The organism is Mesorhizobium sp. M2A.F.Ca.ET.046.03.2.1, assembly GCF_003952425.1.
In the GTDB taxonomy this organism is placed as follows: domain Bacteria; phylum Pseudomonadota; class Alphaproteobacteria; order Rhizobiales; family Rhizobiaceae; genus Mesorhizobium.
The window spans coordinates 4,155,177-4,173,293 of the sequence record NZ_CP034449.1 but is presented as its reverse complement, the minus strand read 5'-3'; the positions used below and the strand labels follow the sequence as shown (position 1 = coordinate 4,173,293).

The following is an 18,117-nucleotide window of genomic DNA, read 5'->3' as shown; positions in this document are numbered from 1 at the left end:
GATGGCCCTATTTGTCGGGAAGATGAATGTCTGCCCGGAAGTGTCCACTTGCAAGGCGGCCATGGTGAAAAGCGATCAGAGCGTCTTGCGGATATTTTGTGACCAACAGCTCGAATGCCGCTGTCGCTAGCTCATCGTCGGCGGCAAGCAAGGCGTACGCCTTTCCATATTCCTCGCAAAGTATAATATTTTCCGACGTACGGCTCATTGCTTCGAAGGCCTCGATGCCTTGGCTCTTGCCCTTGAGGCGCAAAATTCCCACAGGGCGCAGTAAGAACCGCGCTGTTTGCTTTGCGACTTCGGCGCTTATGCAATTTTTCGTGCCGATGTACTTGTTTGCGCTCTCCAGTCTGGCGGCAGTGTTTACCGTGTCTCCAATAGCTGTGTAGTTGAAGAACCGATTTCCCCCGAAGTTGCCGACGATTGCCGGCCCGCCATGGATACCGACGCGGGTCGCGCCGAACGAATGGCCTCGTCCCGCCAATGCTTCTCGCAGCCGCTGCGCCAGGTCCTGTACAGCCAGCGCCAGGGACACCGCCCGGTCCGCCTGATCATTTTGCGCTACCGGGGCCCCGAAGAAGCCGACCACTGCATCGCCGATGACCTTGTCGATGGTTGCACCGTGCTCAATGAACAACTCGCAGAGCCCGTGCAGATATTCGTTTAATACCTCTGCGAGGACCTCTGGCGCGAGTTTCTCGCTGAGAGACGTAAATCCCTCGACATCCGTGAATACACAGGTGACCTCTCGCCTCTCGCCGCCGAGCTGGAGAGTGTTAGGTTCCTTCACCATCGCTGCAACGACGGCCGGACTGACGTATTTCGAGAAGGCGTTCTGTAGGAAGTGGCGAGCATTCGCGTCCCGTCTCCAAGCCAGGAAGCCAACGAATGCCGACAGACCGAGCACCAGCAATGCAGGGGCGATCATCGGCACGAGTATTGCGAACCTCGCGAAGGCCCACATCTCACCGACCCACACCAGCAGCACCGCACCTGTGACCGCAACAGGTTTGAAGGCCACCGGGATCGGCCGCGTAACGACCCACAAACAGAACAGCCCGGCAAGAAGCATCGGCGCGTATCCCACGGCAGGCCAAGGGGTCGTTACTGTATCCCCGGACAAGAGCCCGGCCAGCGCGTGGGCATGGATGACGACGCCAGAGAGAACACCGGTTTGCGCGCCGTCCAGCAATGCGAAGGGTGTTGGATGATGGTCTATTTGCTGAAGGTCCAGGCCGATAAGAACATATTTTCCCTCGAACCAACTCAGCGGTGCCAGCGAAACGGCCTGCGCCGGATAGGTTGGAAAGTTGAATGGCAAGCCATTGGCCGTGCGGTAGTAGACCATTTCGGCCGACCTGCGGTCGCGACTAATGCCCGTCGACGCTGCTACCGCTGCCGCGAAGCTTGGCGTCCAGCCTCCCTGCGATCCTCGACCGGGAAAAGCCCCGCGGACCACGCCGTCGAGATTGTCGTGCAACAACGCGGCAAGGCCCCGCTCTGCCGACGGAGCGAACGCGTTGAGATAGTCGGACTGACTCGGGGTGAGGCCGTCAGAGCGCCACGCCGAGGCGATCACCACGGGCACAGCGGCGGTTTCGATAGCGGTCGCCAGCCGCGCATCCTTTTGCGGCTCCGTTGGCTGGTCGAACAACACATCGATACCAATGACAAGAGGGTGAGCCGACTCGATCCGGGCCACGATGTCGGCCAGGAAGCCGCGGTCCAGCGGTGACCGATAGGGAAATTTCGCCAGGGTCGGTTCTGTTATCGTGACCACGACGATGTTGGATGGGGCGCGAGTGAAGGGCGAGATCGAAACCATCATCACATCGCGCAGGATATTCTCCAGCGGCGGTGACACGAGAGCAGTCGAGATGCACAGCAGAACCAGATAGGCGAGCGAAGCGGCGATGCCACCTCGCCGAAGGCTGACGATCCCTCGAGGTATTCGCACTCGAATAGCCCCCTACGCCATGGAAGCGCTACTTGCCGCCAGCATACCCGCTCGGCCCTATTAGGCAAATTGTCACCCGTTTACGTGACATGCGGGCCAAGCACCGAAACGGTGTCCGCCGAAAGCCACCTCTAAGGGCAGGCCGGTCGTCAGCGGTCGGGTGGCATAGCTCTTTTCGGTTGCATTAGCGTCTGCTACAGTTCCTGTTGGGGAGCCGTTTCTGCCATGCGCAGCGCTTTCATTCTTTTGGTTTTATTGTTCGTTGCCATTTCCGAACAGGCGGCCGCCGAGAAACGCGTGGCGCTGGTAATTGGCAATTCGGCCTACCAGCATGCCGTTCAACTCGCCAATCCGAAGAACGATTCGTCCGACATGAATGCCAAGCTTCAAAGCCTTGGCTTCGAGGTTGTCAGCGGCCAGGACCTCGACCTCGCGGGAATGCGTCGCACCGTGCGCGAGTTCCTGGAAAAGCTCGACGGAGCCGATATGGCGCTGTTCTTCTATGCCGGGCACGGCCTGCAGGTGAATGGCAACAACTACATGGTGCCGGTCGATGCCGAACTGTCCGGCTACAATGACCTCGACTTCGAGGCCCTTCCGATGGACCTCGTACTTTCAGCGATGGAGCGCACCGCCAAGGTCAACCTCATATTCCTCGATGCCTGCCGGGACAATCCTTTCGCGGAGAAGCTTTCCCGCTCGATGGGGACGCGCTCCGGTTTTGTGAGTCGGGGTCTGGCCAGGCTTGGCAGCGGAGTCGGCACGCTCATAGCATTCGCAACGCAACCAGGTAATGTCGCCATGGATGGAGCAGGGCGGAATTCTCCGTTCACAGCCGCACTGGTCGCTCACCTCGGGACACCGGGGCAGGATATTTCGCGTGAGCTTGTCGAGGTGCGTCGCGATGTGCTGGCTGCGACGGAGGGCAAGCAAGTGCCGTGGGAGAACTCTTCTCTCACCGGCGAGGTTGTGTTGAAGCCTCTCGCGACGGAATCGAAGGCGGCATCTGTCCCCGCTCCAAAGTCCACCTCGCCGGACAACGCAGTCGAACTTGCATATTGGGCGACTATCAAGGACTCCACCGACAAGAGCTTCTTCGAAGCATATCTGCAGCAATTTCCGGACGGCGTTTTTGCATCCCTTGCGAGATTGAAGATCAGCGCGATCGCCAAGCGCATGGAAACCGAACGGCAGGCGCAGTTGCCAGAGGCGGAGCGCGCCACCAAGGCGACCGACGATTCCAAGGGAACGGAAGTCGCAAGCCTTGAACGCCCCGATCCCTCGGCGCAGTCATCGGCACCTACCCCGGACCCCAGCGACCTTGCGCGCTCCACTCAAACGGAACTCTCTCGCATAGGATGCCTTGAAGGCCAAGCTGACGGAAAATGGGGAGCCAGCAGCCGCAAAGCGCTTCAGAACTATGCGGATCGGCAAGGTGTCAAGCTTGTATCGTTGGAACCGACAGCGGGACTTCTGGAAAGACTAAGGGCGGTCGGAACTCGTATCTGCCCGCTTGCTTGTGAGGACGAAATGAGGATGCAGGGCGATCGTTGTGTGCCTCAGACCAGTGGGCTGAGCGCTTTCAATGGAACGTGGAGATTAGTCAGACGGGCTACAACGGACTGCGGAGATTGGCGAGAACTATCATCATTGGTCGTCATAAGTGACGGCAAAGTATCGTCTGACTCCGGTATTACAGGAAACATTTCTGGCAGCGGCGCCGTCAATATGAAACTGACCTTTGTTCATAAAGGAAGAACAGGCGGAAATACCCTGACTGGTTTCATAAAAGGTGACAACGGCACCGGAAAATTTAAAGGGACCGGCGTTGGCAGCGGGTGTTCAGGGAAGATTTTCATGGAGAGAATGTAGAAATGCAGAGCCGGCCGTCGTCCGCACGCGCTGCGGACAAGCGTTGGCAAGCTTCCCGACTCGGCACCTTCCGTGCTCAGCGGCATGGTGCCGATGTACTGCTGATGGCGGCGTTTCGTCTGGCGCAGACGGCTGGTGGCGAGGCTTGCCATGGGTGCGATCTAGGTGTCTGGTCAAGGGCTCATTAATGCACTGACCCAGGACCGACGAACGGGCTCGAACTCGAAGAATCGGGAGGGTGCAAAGCGCCAGTGGAGTAGTCTCAATGCTCGCCCTTAAGATGGCAGGTTACAGCATCCCGACCCTGATCTCGCCGCGAGCGACTCGATTCATGAAAATCTTAAGCCCGTCGTGGCTGAGCAAGTCGATGCTGCCGTCCCTGGCCATTCCGACCGCGATGTCGGTGAAATGCGCCATAAGGAAACGCAGCACCTTTGATTGCCTCTTCGGAAGCGCATCGATCAGGCATTTTGCGTTGATAGCGATAAAGTCATTGCCTTTCCTCATGAAGTTGATCTGGGCGTGGTCGCTGCCGTCGGGGAACTTGATTATCGCGTTGCTGCAGGTCCCGACCTTCCCTCGTGTGTTGACCTGGTCCTCGAAAAAGAATTGTAACTGGTAGAACGTGCCCTCGGAGAAGTTGAACTTGCCGAGCATGGCAAAATCGAAGGACTTCAACTCCTTGTACTTCTCCACTTTTCCTGCGATCGAGCTATTCACGTCGACCTCCCTGCCACTTCGGTGCGTCTGCGATTCGGTCGCATGCACAACGAGTTCGGCAGCTACGAGACCGGCGGCAGGCGCGGTCTGGGCAGGGTAGCTGACCAGGGCGATGTCAGGGGCGGGTCCCTTGAGTTTGCCGGCCGGGAGCGTCGCGATGTCCTTTCTGACATACGCTGCTAGGAATCGATCAATCGTGGCGACCGTGAGGTCCACCGGAAGCCCGTCTTTGCCGAAATCCTTACACGACAGTGCTTGGTCGCGCGTCAGCGCTCCAAGCTTTCCGTCCGGCTCGCCGACATCGCAACCGAGCGCATTCAGCGCCTGCTGTAGTTGTTTGAGGCGCGCGCGATCTTCCTCGACGAACAGCCCGTCCCGGTTCCCAGCGCGTTTCACCGCAGTATAGAGTGCGCTGGTTGCCTTGGTCAGCTTGACGTCTTTGGTGCAGCAGAGATAGACGCCAAAGACGAAATAGTTGACGTTTTCCAGCCCCTCCGTAAGGGTCGGCCCTTTGTAGTGAACCACGAAGGTCCCGTCTAAGTAGACCTTGACTTCGCCGCTTTCGTTGCCTGCCCATTTCACGAACACCTCAAAGCGGTTCCACTTGCCGACGAGATCCTTGAAATCTGCCACTCTGAACTGCGGGCCAGGGCTGCACTCGTGGTTGCCCAAGGCGCGGTTGGTGCCAAGATAGAGCGTGCTGTCCCGGCCGGCCCAGTTGAGGAACGTCAGATGGGGGCACTGCTTGTTATGCCAGTAGACAAGGTCGTAATGGCCGGCGTTCTGCTTCTGACCATACTGGAAATCCGCGGGAAAATAGACCGCCCAGCCATACCAGCTCTGCTTCGGCTGACCGCTGCCGTTCTTCTTTGTGGCGAACACGTTCTCACGGATGGAAGATCGAGTTGAATTTTGTTTGCAGTCGCTGTCGCCGGATGCGTCGTAGGGCGTCTTGTTGCAATAGCCTGATGGAATCGCGAAAGAGTAGACAGTGTCGGTCGGCGCTTGGCCGGTTGGGTCTTTTAGCCGTCTTGCCGAGTTTGGGGCACTAAGTTCTACCGTCACGAACGGATCGAAATCGCCGATGTCCTGCGCACTCGCACTCGCCCCGCACAGAAGTCCAATCACGATTGCCGATAGCCAGATCTTGCTTGATTGCATGCCGAGCCTCCCAGACCAAAACCGTCGCCATCATGCTCTGAATTCATCCATCGGACCATCATCGGCTTTTCAAACCAGATGACTCCTGTTCAGGCCGGTCGGCGACGGCAGCCGTTGCGCTCCAGGAATGTCTACACAACGCGCTGTTCACTGAAGACGGTCAGACTCGGCGGCAACGCGATTCGACGGCGTGAAGAACTACCCGCGCCCAGCCCTCCCCTCGAGAAGCCCACTCACTCGCGCCGCCCCGCGGGGGCTTCTCCATGATTGCCTATTTCACTTTCGTTCCTGATTCTGATTTGGACCAGCAGCTGAAAAGCTAACATCCTCAAAAGCGGACCTTGTAATTTTAGGACGGCATCGACTGATCTGGCATGCGGCTCCCGAATGAGGCCAGAGCGAGATTAGAACCGGGCCGACGTGAACGGGGGCAGCAATGTGCTGTACTTTCCGTGAATCACGTCGGCGACCAGTCGGGCAGTTAGCGGTGCGAGCGTGACTCCCAGATGACCGTGGCCGAAGGCGTAGATCACGTCCGGCGATTTCGTCGAAGGCCCGATCACCGGGCGCGAGTCCGGCAGCGACGGCCGGAAGCCCAGCCATTGCGAGGAGGGCTGGCCGAGATCGGGGAAGAACTGCCGCACGCCGCGATCGAGCAGTGCCAGCCGGCGCGGATTGGGCGGCGCCTTGTGCCCGCCCAACTCGACGGTGCCGGCAACCCGCAGCCTGCCGTCCATAGGCGTCATGTAGAAACCGACATCGACAGGGCAGACCGGACGGTTGAGCAGGGGTGCGGTGGTCTGAAACTCCAGATGATAGCGCGCTCGGTGTCCAGCGGGATCCGGTCGCCGGCCTGGGCAGCGAGCGGTCGGGAGCGGGCGCTCGCCGCAATCACCACTTTTTGCGCCGTGACGGCGAGGCCCGGGCCGCTCAGCCGCACACCGCCGGCACCTGTTGCGAGGCCGGTGACGCTCGCGCGCATGAACTGAGCGCCCCTGGCGGTAGCGGCTGCCGCCAGCCGCGTCATCACCGCCTTGGGATCGCTGACATTGATCGAATCCGGGAAATAGAGGCCCTTGGACTCGAACGCCGCAAGGCGCGGCTCCAGCGCGGCCACCTGATCGGCGCTCAGAACCTGCTGGTGGACACCGAGCTCGGCGCGCAAGGCCCGTCCACCCGTGGAGGCCCTCTTGGGCATCGTTCAGCGATCCAGACGGCAATGGATGGCTGTTCCAGGAGGTCACTACGCGATTGCCTGGACGGGTGGATGGCGACGACACCAGCTTCGCTTCATCGAATGACCTCGCGATCGCGCTCCGGCGTGCGGAGGCCGCGCACGGCGAACATGAGAAGCGGGAAGGCGGACAGCGGGACCAGAATTGGCCCGCCTGGTACGCCGAATACATGGTGGCCGAGCAGGCCGGCAAACAGCTGCCGCTGTGAGGGGGTAGGCTTCGAAGCAGTTGATCAGCAGCATCAGCGTAAAAACCCCTTTGATCCCGGCCCTTGAAACTGGACCCGGTCCCCCCGGTGGCTCGATCGAAGACATCGGTCGCGTCGGAAACATCGGCCAACGTTGGTGGCTGGTAAATACGATAAGGCGATAGCAATGCGTGACGCGTTCGGTTTTGATCTAACACCACCCAGCAGGGCACAGATGCAGGAGCTTACCGCAGACCTAACCGCGGAAGAGCGGCATTTACTGCTAGACCATGGCGAAGAGGCTCCGTTCTGCGGTTTTCCCTCCACGAGAAACGGGAAGGGGTGTACACCTGCCGATTGTGTGGGCTACCGCTGTTTAGAGCCGTCGCTAAATTTGAAAGCGGCACAGGCTGGCCGAGCTTCACTGCGCCGCTCGCCAAAAAACATCTCCGGAGCATACAAGATACGCGCTATGGCATGAGCAGAACGGAGATTGTCTGCGCTCGTTGCGGCGCGCATCAAGGTCATGTCTTTCCAGATGGCTCACCCCCAACAGGCGAGCGCTTTTGCATAAATTCGGGATCGCTTGAGTTCACACCGGGCGAGAGGTGCTGCCCGACAAACTCTGCCGGGGCGCTCCGGAAGGTGAACCGTGGAGCAGCTGAAACTCAACGATCGCGAATGCCACTCGCAGGTTTAGACCCGCCGTTGCGCAACGACTCGTGGAGGCGCAAAGCGTGGTGTCAGGGACATGTTTCCTCCACGTCCGCGCCGTAGGCGGTGTGCGATCCCGCCAAGCTCACGTTGGCGCGAAACTCCGCTCCGCTCGATTGAAATACCGTTTCGGCTGCCCGGGCGTTGGACCTAAAACTTGCTGGCAGAATTGTGACGCTGGGCGCGGGGAAATTTGATACCATAGTATTCGCGATACCTAAGGATAATAAACAACCCTCGAAATTTATCGACAAATCCTCCCTGCGAACATTATTTGAAACAGGAGGTTTGTTATGCTTCTCTTCCGTTCGGGTCTTTTGAGGGCGGCGGCGAAGGCCGGCTCCATGTTGGTCACTGTTGGACTCGGTTTAGCGCCAACTCAGGGCGCCCGCGCCGAGACCTTGCCGGGACAGCCTGGCGCCCCTTACCAGAGTATGCCGTCGCTGGCGCCGATAGGCACGCGCGTCGACCACTATCTTCCGATTCCCGAGGAAGACGTAACCCCGGCCATCGACCCGAAGAAGGGATACCGGACCCAACAGCTGGGCCGTGGCCTCTACGTGATCACCGACAACGGATACCAGTCGATGTTCCTGGTGTACGAGACAGGCGTTGTTGTGATCGACGCACCTCCGGGATACTCGGGCCACATACACCAGGCTATCGCCGAGGTGACGAACCAGCCTGTCACACATGTCGTCTACAGCCATGCGCATGTAGATCATATTGGCGGCGTAGACGACCTCGGCGGTCATCCAATTATCATCGCCCAAGAAGAGACCCTGCGACTGCTGGAACGGGCGAAGGATCCGAGACGCCCTGTGCCTACGGTCACGTTCAAGGATCACTACACCCTGAAGGTCGGTAGCCAGGTTCTTGAGCTTAGCTATCCCGGCAGCAGCCCCCATGAGCCAGGAAACATCTTCATCTATGCTCCCGAACAGAAGGTCCTGATGGTGGTCGATGTGATCTTCCCTGGCTGGATGCCATGGCGTCGCTTCGCGCTTGCCAAGGACATCCCGGGTTACTTTGACCAGGTTGCGTACATCGACACATTGCCGTTCGAAACGCTCGTTGGAGGCCATGTTAATCGCGTGGGCACTCATTCCGATGTACGGACGCAACTCGAATTCATGAATGACCTGAAGGCAGCTGCCGCTGCTGCCCTCAAATCAACGACACCGGGCGAAGAAATGGAAGCCGAGGACAAGCCCAATCCCTGGGCAGTCTACGACAACTACATCGACCGCGTCGTTGTGAAATGCGTGAATACCGTCACGCCCAAGTGGCAGTCTCGGCTCGCCGGCTATGATGTGTTCATCTGGGACCAGTGCTACGCGATGGAGCAGAGCCTTCGCATCGACTGAGACCTGACGACCCGAACGGTCAGACGGGGTTCGTCGTTATACGACGAGCTTTCTGAGAGGGGGGCGTGAAGTGTGGTCGCAAAGTGCTGGGCTGCCGCTGCGGCTCTCCTTCTCATCAAGACACACGTCCCAAATGCAGAAATTATGACGTGAAAGGCCACTTAGCGACCCGTGCGGTGATCGGCGGCAACAATTTGCGAATGCGATGGTTTGAGCGATGTATCCCGAATGCCGCGTCGACAAGATACCAGGCGCGATATGCAGCTCCCTGTGTCGATCGGTCATTGCAGCCGCGATATCCTGTCTTCTGCGGCTGCCATACACCCGCGGTCTGGCGTAAGCCGGCGACGGCTCCTTTCAGTTCAGAGGGCGGCCGCGATCACCGCCGACGTTGATAAGTCGAGAGAGGAAAATAGGGCTCCGCCCTCTCTCCCTCGCACGCCAAAAGAGGGTCTCTACGTTGTTCCTCCCGGCGGCCGGTGCGGCGTTCTGCAGGACCGACGCGTATCCGCTGCGCGGAACAGCGCCGACCTTCCGGCTTCACCTGCGGGCGGACGAACCCCCTTCACCTTTTTTCCCCTTCCCTCTCTCCAGCTGTTGGGCACGTGCTCGGCACTCAATTCCAGTTCACGATTTCTTCGTGTTTTGCTTCGCTGGCGTAACTCAACAGTTCCTAAAGCCGGAGTCGATATCGAGCACTATCTTCCCACGGCGATGCGGCCGGCCGGCGAGCATCTCATGGGCAAGCGGAGCCTCGGCGAGCGGCAAGACCTCACCAATGTTCGCCCGAAGGGTGCCATCCGCGAACAGAGCGCCAAGCTCCTCCAGCGCCGGATGTCGCACGTCCACAATGAAGTAATGCGCCTGCACCTGTGCTTCTGCGGCCAATGCCTCGTCGGGCGCTGAGACTACGGAAACCAGCCTGCCCCCCGGAACGATAGCATCGAAAGACCGGCGCTGTGTTTCCCCGCCAACCGTATCGATGACCAGATTGACGGGTTCATCAGCCAAAACGAAGTCAGTGGCCTCGAAGTCGATTACCTTATCGGCCCCCATTTTCGTCACGAAAGCGACGTCGCGGGCACGGCAGGTGGCGATCACCTCCGCGCCGGCATGATGAGCAAGCTGAACGACCAGATTGCCGACTGATCCGGCGGACCCGTGGACAAGAACGCGCTGGCCACTTTGCAGCCCGCCATAGTCGAAAAGCATCGACCGGGCCGTCGCGGCAACGACCGGGATCCCGCCGGCTTCGACGAAGCCAAGTCCTGCCGGTTTGAGCGTCACTCGGTAGGCATCCGCCACCGCAAACTCCGCATATGCTCCGACGAAGTGATTGTTCGTAACTCCCAAAATCGCATCGCCGCTCGTCAAATCTTCGACACCCTCGCCGACCTCGACGACAACGCCGGATAGATCGGCGCCGAGAGTCACCGGCAAAGGTAGTGCGAGCCCGATCTTTCCCTCGCGCGCGAGCGCATCCCAGGGGCCCACCCCGCAGCGCCAACTCTTACGAGAACTTCTCCCTTGCGCGGGGTCGGGACAGGTATCGATAACAGCTGCAACTGTTCGATGCCTCCAAACGCCCCGGCCTGGATGGCCAGCATCATCCGTGGCAAGGTGGCCGGTGAGGTTTGATCTCCTGACATGATCTGCTCCTTCTGTTAAGCAAGGGAGCGCTGCCGCCTTGAACGCTGAGTGCAATTCGGAACAGCGCGTTTCCGATCGCTCGCAAAAATTCCGGTTTGCTACATATGCTTCTCTACATCACACTTGGGACACATGACCTTGATCGCGCTCGGGACTTTTATGATGCTGCGCTCGGCGCCCTCGGCTATACCTGCCATCGGGCCGACGAGGTCGAGATAGGTTATGCGCCAGAGGGCGACAGCCGCAGTCGCCTATGGGTTACGATCCCGTTCAACAAGAAGGCCGCCACTGTGGGCAACGGCTCCATGGTGGCGCTCGATGCGCCGAGCCGCGCTTCCGTCGATGCCTTCTATGCTGCGGCACTAGCCTCAGGTGGCACCGACGACGGCAAGCCGGCACGCAAATTTCTATGCATGCTACGTCCGCGATCCGGACGGAAACAAGCTTTCCGCCGTCTGCGAAAGAACGGAATAGAAAGGCAATGGCATGCGCATTGGCAACTTCTCCCGGAATGATTTTTATCCAACTGAAGACGGACACGAATCCATTGCACGATGGTATTGTCGATACTTTGGCATCGGTCTGTGCGACAAGAAGTCGGACGAGATCATCCAGGTACGGGAGTAAATCGGGCTTGTGGAGTTCCGGCCGGAGTGGGGAATTTTCCGTTCGATCGTCAACGTGAGCCGGCAATGGAAGACGGCATCACCGGCAGCCACAGGTCAATCGCAGTGCCGTGGTGTGGCGTACTTGTGACCGACAGCCCACCGCCTTGACTTTCCATCACTTGGCTCACCATCGCCAGGCCCAGGCCTGTTCCGTTAGTTTTCGTCGAAAAGTAGGGCACCCCCGCACTTCGCAGCGTCGCCAGCTCCATACCGATACCGGTATCAGCAACCGATAGGCGGATCATCGGTTCGCGCGTCGCGGTACGGCTTCCGGGCTCTCGATCGATGGCGGCGGCAACGACGACCTCTCCGCCGTCCGGCATCGCATCGCGGGCGTTTAGCACCAGATTGAGCAATGCCCGCTCCATTAGCTGGCGGTCGATGAAGGCCGCTGGAAGATCGTCGGCAACATCGAACCGAATGATGATGCCCGAAGGCAACACGCTTCCCTGGATCGGCTCCAGGGAGTCCAGAAGCTGGCCGATATCCACTGCCGCAGGCCGGAGTTTCCGGGCGTGCGCAAAATCGAGCAGCTGTCGTGCCAGTGTTTTGGCGCGGAATGCGCAAAATATCGCTCCGTTGATGCGTTTGAGCTGCCTGGGCGAGCCGGCCTGCTGACGTTGCAATTCCTCCATGATCGTGACGATCGGGGTGAGGAGATTGTTGAAATCGTGGACGATCGAGGCGAGCAGTATTCGCGGATCAGTGCCTGCCACCGCAGCGGTGTTTTCGTCCATGCTGCGATACCAGGATGTCCGTGTCTGTTGTTCGATCATGTCCCTCTCTCCATCGGAGGCAACCGGAAAAATCTTCCAAGCAGTCTCCATCGACTAACCGGCGAAGGCGAAGCCACCAGCCAGCGATGTGGCGGAGTGTCATGGTGCGATTTCCTGTCCGCACATCGGCTTACTCGGATGAGATGCACAGAATCGGTCAAGCGAGCAGGCAAATCTATTGGACGATCGTCATCGACGTTCGCCGCTCGGCAATACGCACCTCGCCTCGACCATGACCGCGCGGCGCGCGTAGGCTGGTCCTGGGCCGCGCATGTAGTGGAGCTCGGGTCGGTAGCGAGGTGCGACGAATTCGCAAAAGGCTGATGCGGACTGTGTGATAAGAGACCAGAGTTTCATGGTGCAAATTCCTGTCCGCACACTGCCTAAACGGATACGACACACAGATTCGATCAAGTGTGAACGCAAATCTATTGGACCATGGTGTCGTCAATACTTTGGGACTATCTGCCCCGCGAGCGGGCCGCATGAGATCCCCTAGCCTCACAACCTTGCGTGGCGGAACACGCGGAAAAACCACTGGCGTACCAGATGTCGGTCTGCAGGTAGATTTGGCAACAGCGCGCCACACGTCGGCAGTGTGCCCGCGGACGTTGTTGGGATGCGATTAGTCTAGCGCGCAGCTGAACCACGAACAGGCCTAAGTATGCGCGGCCCGTCCAGCTTACACGCCGCGCGATGCCGCCAATGACAAGTGGTCGGTGCCGGTCGCGGAGTCTCGCTCAGCAGGAACCGTGTCCAGATCGCTGTCAAATGCCATCAACATCTATCACAGCCTGAGCGAAGGCCTGCGGCGCTTCTTGCGGCAAATTATGACCGATATTGCCCGCGATCAACCGGTGCTGATACTTGCCCGAGAACTTTTTGGCGTACGCACTTGGATCCAGATGCGGCGCGCCGTTAGCGTCGCCCTCGAGTGTAATCGTGGGCACGCTGATTGGGGGGCCTTGCGCGAGCAGCCGCTCCAGTTCGTCATGCTGATGTTCACCTTCAGCCAGCCCGAGCCGCCAGCGGTAATTGTGGATTACGATCGCTACATGATCTGGATTGTCGAAAGCCGAAGCGCTGCGCTCGAAGGTAGCCTCATCGAAGCTCCATTTGGGCGAAGCGAGCTGCCAGATCAGCTTGGCGAACTCACGTCTGTATTTCTTGTAGCCGTCGCGGCCGCGGTCGGTGGCGAAGTAGTATTGATACCACCACTGCAGTTCGGCCTTCGGCGGCAGCGGCACCATGCCGAGGTGCTGGTTACCAATCAGATACCCACTCACCGAAACCATCGCCTTGCACCGTGCTGGCCAGAGAGCGGCGACGATATTTGCCGTGCGGGCGCCCCAGTCGCAGCCGGCGACAATAGCTCTTTCGATGCCCAGCGCATCCATGAGGGCGACCGTGTCCACGGCGAACGCCGACTGCTGGCTGTTGCGCATCGTCTCGTCCGACAGGAAGCGTGTGCTGCCATAGCCGCGCAGATAGGGCACGATAACCCAGTATCCTCTGGCTGCCAGAAGAGGCGCGACGTCGACATAGGTGTGGATGTCGTATGGCCAGCCGTGGAGCAGGACGACAGGCGCGCCGTCGACGGGCCCTAGCTCGGCATATCCGACGTTCAGCGATCCGGCGTTGACCTGTTTGAGCGAGCCGAACGATCTCGGCACTCCGCCCAGGTCGGACGTATTTGTCTGGGTGATAATCTCTCCCCGCGCATTTACCGCGAATTCCACGGCTGCAACTGCCATCGCCGCGGCGCCGACCAAGAGGCGTCGACGGGTATCTATTTTCTCGGGATCCTTGATCTTGTCCATAGACAGGCCCTTGTTATCGCGGTTGATTGTGCACCCTGGCGGCACACGGCGGCCAGCACCTCAAGCCGCCGCGGCTTCACCCCGCGTGAATTCGGCGGCGTGCAATTTCACGAAGTCGTACGTGCTTGTCGGCGTTTTGCCGGTGAGTTTGACCAGGTCATCCGTCAGGCGGTCATAGCGCCCCTGCAAGTGAAGTTCGGCCATCACTGCGAGGTGGTTCAGTAGGTGCGTCGGCACTCCAGACCCGCGAAGCGCATCCGTCCATACGGAGAGCGGGACGTCGCGATAGCGTATCGTTCGGCCGAGAACCTCGGAGAAGACCCGCGCATAATGGTCCAAATCGGCGGACTCGAATCCGGTCAGATTGTAAACGTGGCCAATGTGAGAGGTAGGCTCGTCGAGGATCACGGAAACGGCGCGCGCCACATCGACAGACGATACGGGCGAGGTCCTGCTGTCGCCCAGCGGCAGCGCCAGCTCGTCATTGTCCCGGACGCTTGCCTTGGCGAGACGCAGGAAGAAGCTTTCGAGAAAAACCGTCGGCCGCACGGTGACAACCGACAGCTCCGACCAGGCCAATGCCTGTTCCGCAAGCCAGTGCAGCTTGTGCTGCGGGCTGCCAGTGGTATCGGTGATGCTCATCTGTGTCACGGTCATCTGCGACATGTTCACAAATGCCTCGGCGCCGTGGTGGCGCGCCACCGCTGCTAGGTTCACCGTCGCTTCGAGATAAGCCGCCGAGATCGACATTCCGAAATAGATGCGCGGGCAACCTTCGACCGCACGGTGCACCGAGGCAAGATCCGTCAGATCGCCCTGCACAACCTCGGCCCCGAGCTGGCGCAAGCCCTCAGCGCGTTCATCCTCCCGCCGTACCAAGGCTCGCACCTTATGCCCCTTGGCGAGCAGCATTCCGGTGAGGTGGCGGCCGATAGCACCAATGTCCCCGGCCGCTCCGGTCACCAGGATCGAGCCCCCAAGTGTCGATTTCATCGTCATATCATTTACCTTACATTTGCGTTGTACCGCCGCCCCGAGCGACAAACGCCGGAGCCACCGCCTCCCGGGGTACAGCAGTGTCTTGGACGGAATGCAGGCCAAGTAGGAGCATTCGCAGCCTGCCAGCTCGGCCTCGACGAGCGCGACGCGTAGCCCGCCTTCTGCAAGCGCACCGGCGCAGTGCTCGCCTGGCGAGCCGCCGCCGATGATGATGACGTCTTAGCCGCTGATCACAAAGGCAGCTCCTTGCCGGCGTGCTCCGCCACCATGTACGCGGCGTACCAGTCCGGCCAGTTTTCATCACGCTGGCCGCCCGTCCGCGCTTCGTGCTCGCCATGGGCGGCCGAGGCGCGTCGGAGCGCGGCCGCCAGCTCGGTCGGCGAGGTGAATGTCGTGAGGTTCGCTTCGACACGCCCGGGCAATCGCGCGGTGACTTCCTGGAGCAGCCAGCCGTTGCCGTCCGGATCGCTGAACGAGGCGTACGAGCGGTAGCTGCGGTGCTCGGGATCCGGGCCGCTGACCCGAGCTCGCCCAAACAGGTAGGGCTCGTCTGTGCCCGCATACACGCCGCCCGCGTCGTGAAAAACCTCGCTGATGTCGACGTCGCGACCAAGCAGCTCGTTGCGGGCGGCCTTTATGTCAGAGACAATCAAGTACAGTCCCTGAGCGGAGCCGGGTGCTGCCGCGGTGACGTTCTTGCCGAAAATGACCGAGCACTCGGAACCGGGCGGCGTGAACTGGATCACGCGCCAGTCGTCACCGGCAGCGAAGTCGGCGTCGAGCCTCCACCCCAAGCCGCAGTAAAAACTCTTGGCGCGATCAACGTCCGAAACAGGAATGACCACGATCTCGAACTTCATGTCGAGCGTCCGTGCTTTCGGAGTCCCGATTGCAGTTTCGCTGCGCTCCTGAGTACTGCTCATGTTGATCTCCTCGGGATTTATTGTCTTGAGAGTTGGCAAGCCGCTCGAACGGCGCCAGACGCTCGGCGACACGCAGCCGCATTTCCACCCTGGCCAGAGCGAGTACGCCATTGTCCGGGGCGGCATCCCCAACTCGAAACGGGCGAGGACAGAGTTGCTGCGAACAGATGACAAACCCGTCAGCGGCAGCGTAGGATTATTCATGGGTGGTGTGGTCTTCGGAACATCGCGCGGATCGGCCAAAGCAAACAAATCCTACGCCATTTCAACGGTTGCCCCGCATCCGCCACCTGCCATGAATCTCCAGGCTAAGAACCGGCAATCGGTACTTCGATTGCCGTTGCGAGTACAGCGGCTACTACCCACTGGTTTGTCTTCGCCGGTCAATGGGCGCGCCGACGTTTTTCAGATGGATCCACGGAGGGTTCTGAACGCTGCCCGAAGCTCACTGCAGAAGACCTCTGGCTGTTCCCAGGAGGCGAAGTGCCCGCCTTTATCGAGCTTGTTGTAGTAGATGAGCTTGGGATACGCCCGCGCCGCCCAACTCCGCGGGATTGTACAGACCTCGTCAGGAAAGGCGCTCACGGCGACGGGTATGGCGACCCCTTTCGGGGCGAAAAAGGCGAACTTGTTTTCCCAATAGATACGCGCCGACGACGTCGCCGTATTCGTCAACCAGTAGAGCGTGATGTTGTCGAGGACATCGTCTCGCGTGAGGCCGCCGGGTTGTCCGTCAAAGGCGCGTGCGATGAGCTCATAACTGCGCGGGTCGTGGTCGAGTAGGAAGGCTGCCAGGCCGATCGGTGAATCTCCGAGTCCGTACAATGTCTGTGGGCGGTTCGCCATCTCGACGGCGTAGCCCACACCTGTCTTGTAGAAGAAGGCCAGTTGCTCGCACGCCCGTCGTTCGTCGACTGAGAGATCGGAGGGCAGCGGGCTGCCGGTCTGGATCGCCTTATCGATGTCTGGTGGAACCGCGAAAACCCAGTTGAGGTGAATGCCGATCAATTCGGGAGGCGCCTGCGTACCCATCACATCCGAGACCATCGCACCCCAATCGCCGCCTTGCGCCACAAACCGCGTGTATCCGAGGCGCTTCATCAGCACGCCCCAGGCACGTGCCATGCGGGCCGGGTCCCAGCCGGTCGTGGTTGGCTTGCCTGAAAACCCGAAGCCCGGCAGCGACGGAATCACCAGATGGAAAGCGTCCGACGCACTGCCTCCGTGCGCTGTGGGATTGGTCAGCGGATCGACGATCTTCAGCTGCTCGATGATCGAGCCGGGCCACCCGTGCGTGACGATCAGCGGCAGAGCATTCTCATGTTTTGAACGAACGTGGATGAAATGAATGTCGAGCCCGTCGATCTCGGTGATGAACTGCGGCAAGGCGTTGAGCCGCGTCTCGACCTTGCGCCAGTCGTAGTCGGTTTCCCAGTAGCGCGCGAGTTTCTGGATCGTCCCGAGTTGCACGCCCTGCGAATTGTCCGCGACCGTTTCGCGGTCGGGCCAGCGGCTGGCAGCGATGCGCCGTCGAAGCTCGGCCAGCTCTTCGTCTGAGGCGTTGAACGTGAAGGGGCGGACCGAGTCGCCGCCCGCTGCCGCGTTCAGCGGGTCGGGAAGCAGGCTGACGGCCCCGACCGCAGCTGCGGTGGCAAGAAGTTCACGCCGCGTAGGCGAGAGCGGTAATGTTGACATGACATCCTCCTCTGTCTGCCCGATCTGTTCGGGTGCGACACAGATCGACTATCAGGACGCGCAAATCTATTGCACGATGGTATCGGCAATACTTTCGGATTGGCGAGGGCAGTGAGCAATCGGACCAAAGGTGGAAACCGGTTCGCCCGCGGCGAGCACCGCGCGATCTCGGGCGGCACGATCACATGCAGATTGATGTGGACGCCCAGCAAGGCAGACGGCGCCTAGCGCAATGAAGCTCCATCAGCCGACCTCCAGCGCATTCCAAGGTCCAGTCTCAGCTGCGGGGAAAAGACGCCTCACACACGCTCAGCGACGAGGGAACGAAGTTCCTCGTGAATAGGACGGGCTAGAGTCCCCGACTCTGCTCGGT

The 18,117-nt window shown here is 60.0% G+C and carries 12 protein-coding genes and 3 pseudogenes; 5 read left to right on the top strand and 10 right to left on the bottom strand.

What is annotated here, in order from left to right; translation table 11 throughout:
• Nucleotides 1-7: 7 nt before the first annotated feature.
• Nucleotides 8-1,957: an adenylate/guanylate cyclase domain-containing protein gene (locus EJ072_RS19930; RefSeq protein ID WP_281061007.1), complete on the bottom strand. Its 1,950-nt coding sequence runs from the start codon at nucleotides 1,955-1,957 to the stop codon at nucleotides 8-10.
• Nucleotides 1,958-2,182: 225 nt separating this feature from the next.
• Between EJ072_RS19930 and EJ072_RS19925 the strand changes: the two genes are divergently transcribed.
• On the top strand, nucleotides 2,183-3,829 hold the full coding sequence (locus EJ072_RS19925; RefSeq protein ID WP_126080939.1) for a caspase domain-containing protein: 1,647 nt from the start codon (nucleotides 2,183-2,185) through the stop codon (nucleotides 3,827-3,829).
• Nucleotides 3,830-4,117: 288 nt separating this feature from the next.
• Here EJ072_RS19925 and EJ072_RS19920 read toward each other — a convergent pair whose 3' ends face one another.
• The 3 genes from EJ072_RS19920 to EJ072_RS37325 all read right to left on the bottom strand — a co-directional run bounded on the left by EJ072_RS19920 (nucleotide 4,118) and on the right by EJ072_RS37325 (nucleotide 6,875).
• Nucleotides 4,118-5,710 carry a heparin lyase I family protein gene (locus EJ072_RS19920; RefSeq protein WP_126080938.1) on the bottom strand — a complete coding sequence of 531 codons (1,593 nt, stop codon included), beginning with the start codon at nucleotides 5,708-5,710 and terminating at the stop codon, nucleotides 4,118-4,120.
• A 404-nt stretch (nucleotides 5,711-6,114) separates the two neighbouring features.
• Nucleotides 6,115-6,447 (bottom strand): FAD-dependent oxidoreductase, encoded by a 333-nt coding sequence (locus EJ072_RS37330; RefSeq protein WP_281061006.1) that lies wholly within the window; start codon nucleotides 6,445-6,447, stop codon nucleotides 6,115-6,117.
• Between the two features lie 5 nt (nucleotides 6,448-6,452).
• Nucleotides 6,453-6,875, bottom strand: a complete 423-nt coding sequence (locus EJ072_RS37325; protein WP_281061005.1) for an FAD-dependent oxidoreductase — start codon at nucleotides 6,873-6,875, stop codon at nucleotides 6,453-6,455.
• Between the two features lie 23 nt (nucleotides 6,876-6,898).
• Here EJ072_RS37325 and EJ072_RS19910 point away from each other — a divergent pair.
• The 3 genes and pseudogenes from EJ072_RS19910 to EJ072_RS19900 form a co-directional block, all read left to right on the top strand.
• Nucleotides 6,899-7,153: pseudogene (locus tag EJ072_RS19910) on the top strand (glyoxalase); the annotation flags it as partial.
• 166 nt (nucleotides 7,154-7,319) lie between these two features.
• A pseudogene (gene msrB, locus EJ072_RS19905) lies at nucleotides 7,320-7,797 on the top strand (peptide-methionine (R)-S-oxide reductase MsrB).
• A 342-nt stretch (nucleotides 7,798-8,139) separates the two neighbouring features.
• Nucleotides 8,140-9,213, top strand: coding sequence for an MBL fold metallo-hydrolase (locus EJ072_RS19900; protein WP_126080937.1), 1,074 nt, complete (start codon nucleotides 8,140-8,142; stop codon nucleotides 9,211-9,213).
• A gap of 663 nt (nucleotides 9,214-9,876) precedes the next feature.
• Here the strand turns inward: EJ072_RS19900 and EJ072_RS19895 are convergent.
• Nucleotides 9,877-10,707: an NADP-dependent oxidoreductase gene (locus EJ072_RS19895; RefSeq protein ID WP_210211601.1), complete on the bottom strand. Its 831-nt coding sequence runs from the start codon at nucleotides 10,705-10,707 to the stop codon at nucleotides 9,877-9,879.
• A 260-nt stretch (nucleotides 10,708-10,967) separates the two neighbouring features.
• Here EJ072_RS19895 and EJ072_RS19890 point away from each other — a divergent pair.
• Nucleotides 10,968-11,337: pseudogene (locus EJ072_RS19890) on the top strand (VOC family protein).
• A gap of 202 nt (nucleotides 11,338-11,539) precedes the next feature.
• Here the strand turns inward: EJ072_RS19890 and EJ072_RS19885 are convergent.
• The 5 genes from EJ072_RS19885 to EJ072_RS19865 form a co-directional block, all read right to left on the bottom strand.
• Nucleotides 11,540-12,307, bottom strand: coding sequence for an ATP-binding protein (locus EJ072_RS19885; protein ID WP_245466919.1), 768 nt, complete (start codon nucleotides 12,305-12,307; stop codon nucleotides 11,540-11,542).
• A 767-nt stretch (nucleotides 12,308-13,074) separates the two neighbouring features.
• Nucleotides 13,075-14,127, bottom strand: a complete 1,053-nt coding sequence (locus EJ072_RS19880; RefSeq protein WP_126080935.1) for an alpha/beta hydrolase — start codon at nucleotides 14,125-14,127, stop codon at nucleotides 13,075-13,077.
• A 60-nt stretch (nucleotides 14,128-14,187) separates the two neighbouring features.
• Entirely contained in the window at nucleotides 14,188-15,126 is a 939-nt protein-coding gene (locus EJ072_RS19875; protein WP_210211600.1) for an NAD(P)H-binding protein, read from the bottom strand.
• A 230-nt stretch (nucleotides 15,127-15,356) separates the two neighbouring features.
• Nucleotides 15,357-16,049, bottom strand: a complete 693-nt coding sequence (locus EJ072_RS19870; protein ID WP_126083688.1) for a VOC family protein — start codon at nucleotides 16,047-16,049, stop codon at nucleotides 15,357-15,359.
• Nucleotides 16,050-16,454: 405 nt separating this feature from the next.
• A complete protein-coding gene (locus EJ072_RS19865) occupies nucleotides 16,455-17,744 on the bottom strand; it encodes an epoxide hydrolase family protein (RefSeq protein ID WP_126080934.1) in 1,290 nt (429 codons plus the stop codon).
• Nucleotides 17,745-18,117 lie beyond the last annotated feature (373 nt).

What these genes read in the sequence shown, in the direction of transcription:
- EJ072_RS19900 (WP_126080937.1), top strand. Translation starts at nt 8,140, where the DNA reads ATGCTTCTCTTCCGTTCGGGTCTTTTGAGGGCGGCGGCGAAGGCCGGC.
- EJ072_RS19875 (WP_210211600.1), bottom strand. Translation starts at nt 15,126, where the DNA reads ATGACGATGAAATCGACACTTGGGGGCTCGATCCTGGTGACCGGAGCG.
- EJ072_RS19865 (WP_126080934.1), bottom strand. Translation starts at nt 17,744, where the DNA reads ATGTCAACATTACCGCTCTCGCCTACGCGGCGTGAACTTCTTGCCACC.
- EJ072_RS19885 (WP_245466919.1), bottom strand. Translation starts at nt 12,307, where the DNA reads ATGATCGAACAACAGACACGGACATCCTGGTATCGCAGCATGGACGAA.
- EJ072_RS19880 (WP_126080935.1), bottom strand. Translation starts at nt 14,127, where the DNA reads ATGGACAAGATCAAGGATCCCGAGAAAATAGATACCCGTCGACGCCTC.
- EJ072_RS19920 (WP_126080938.1), bottom strand. Translation starts at nt 5,710, where the DNA reads ATGCAATCAAGCAAGATCTGGCTATCGGCAATCGTGATTGGACTTCTG.
- EJ072_RS37330 (WP_281061006.1), bottom strand. Translation starts at nt 6,447, where the DNA reads ATGGACGGCAGGCTGCGGGTTGCCGGCACCGTCGAGTTGGGCGGGCAC.
- EJ072_RS19870 (WP_126083688.1), bottom strand. Translation starts at nt 16,049, where the DNA reads ATGAGCAGTACTCAGGAGCGCAGCGAAACTGCAATCGGGACTCCGAAA.
- EJ072_RS19925 (WP_126080939.1), top strand. Translation starts at nt 2,183, where the DNA reads ATGCGCAGCGCTTTCATTCTTTTGGTTTTATTGTTCGTTGCCATTTCC.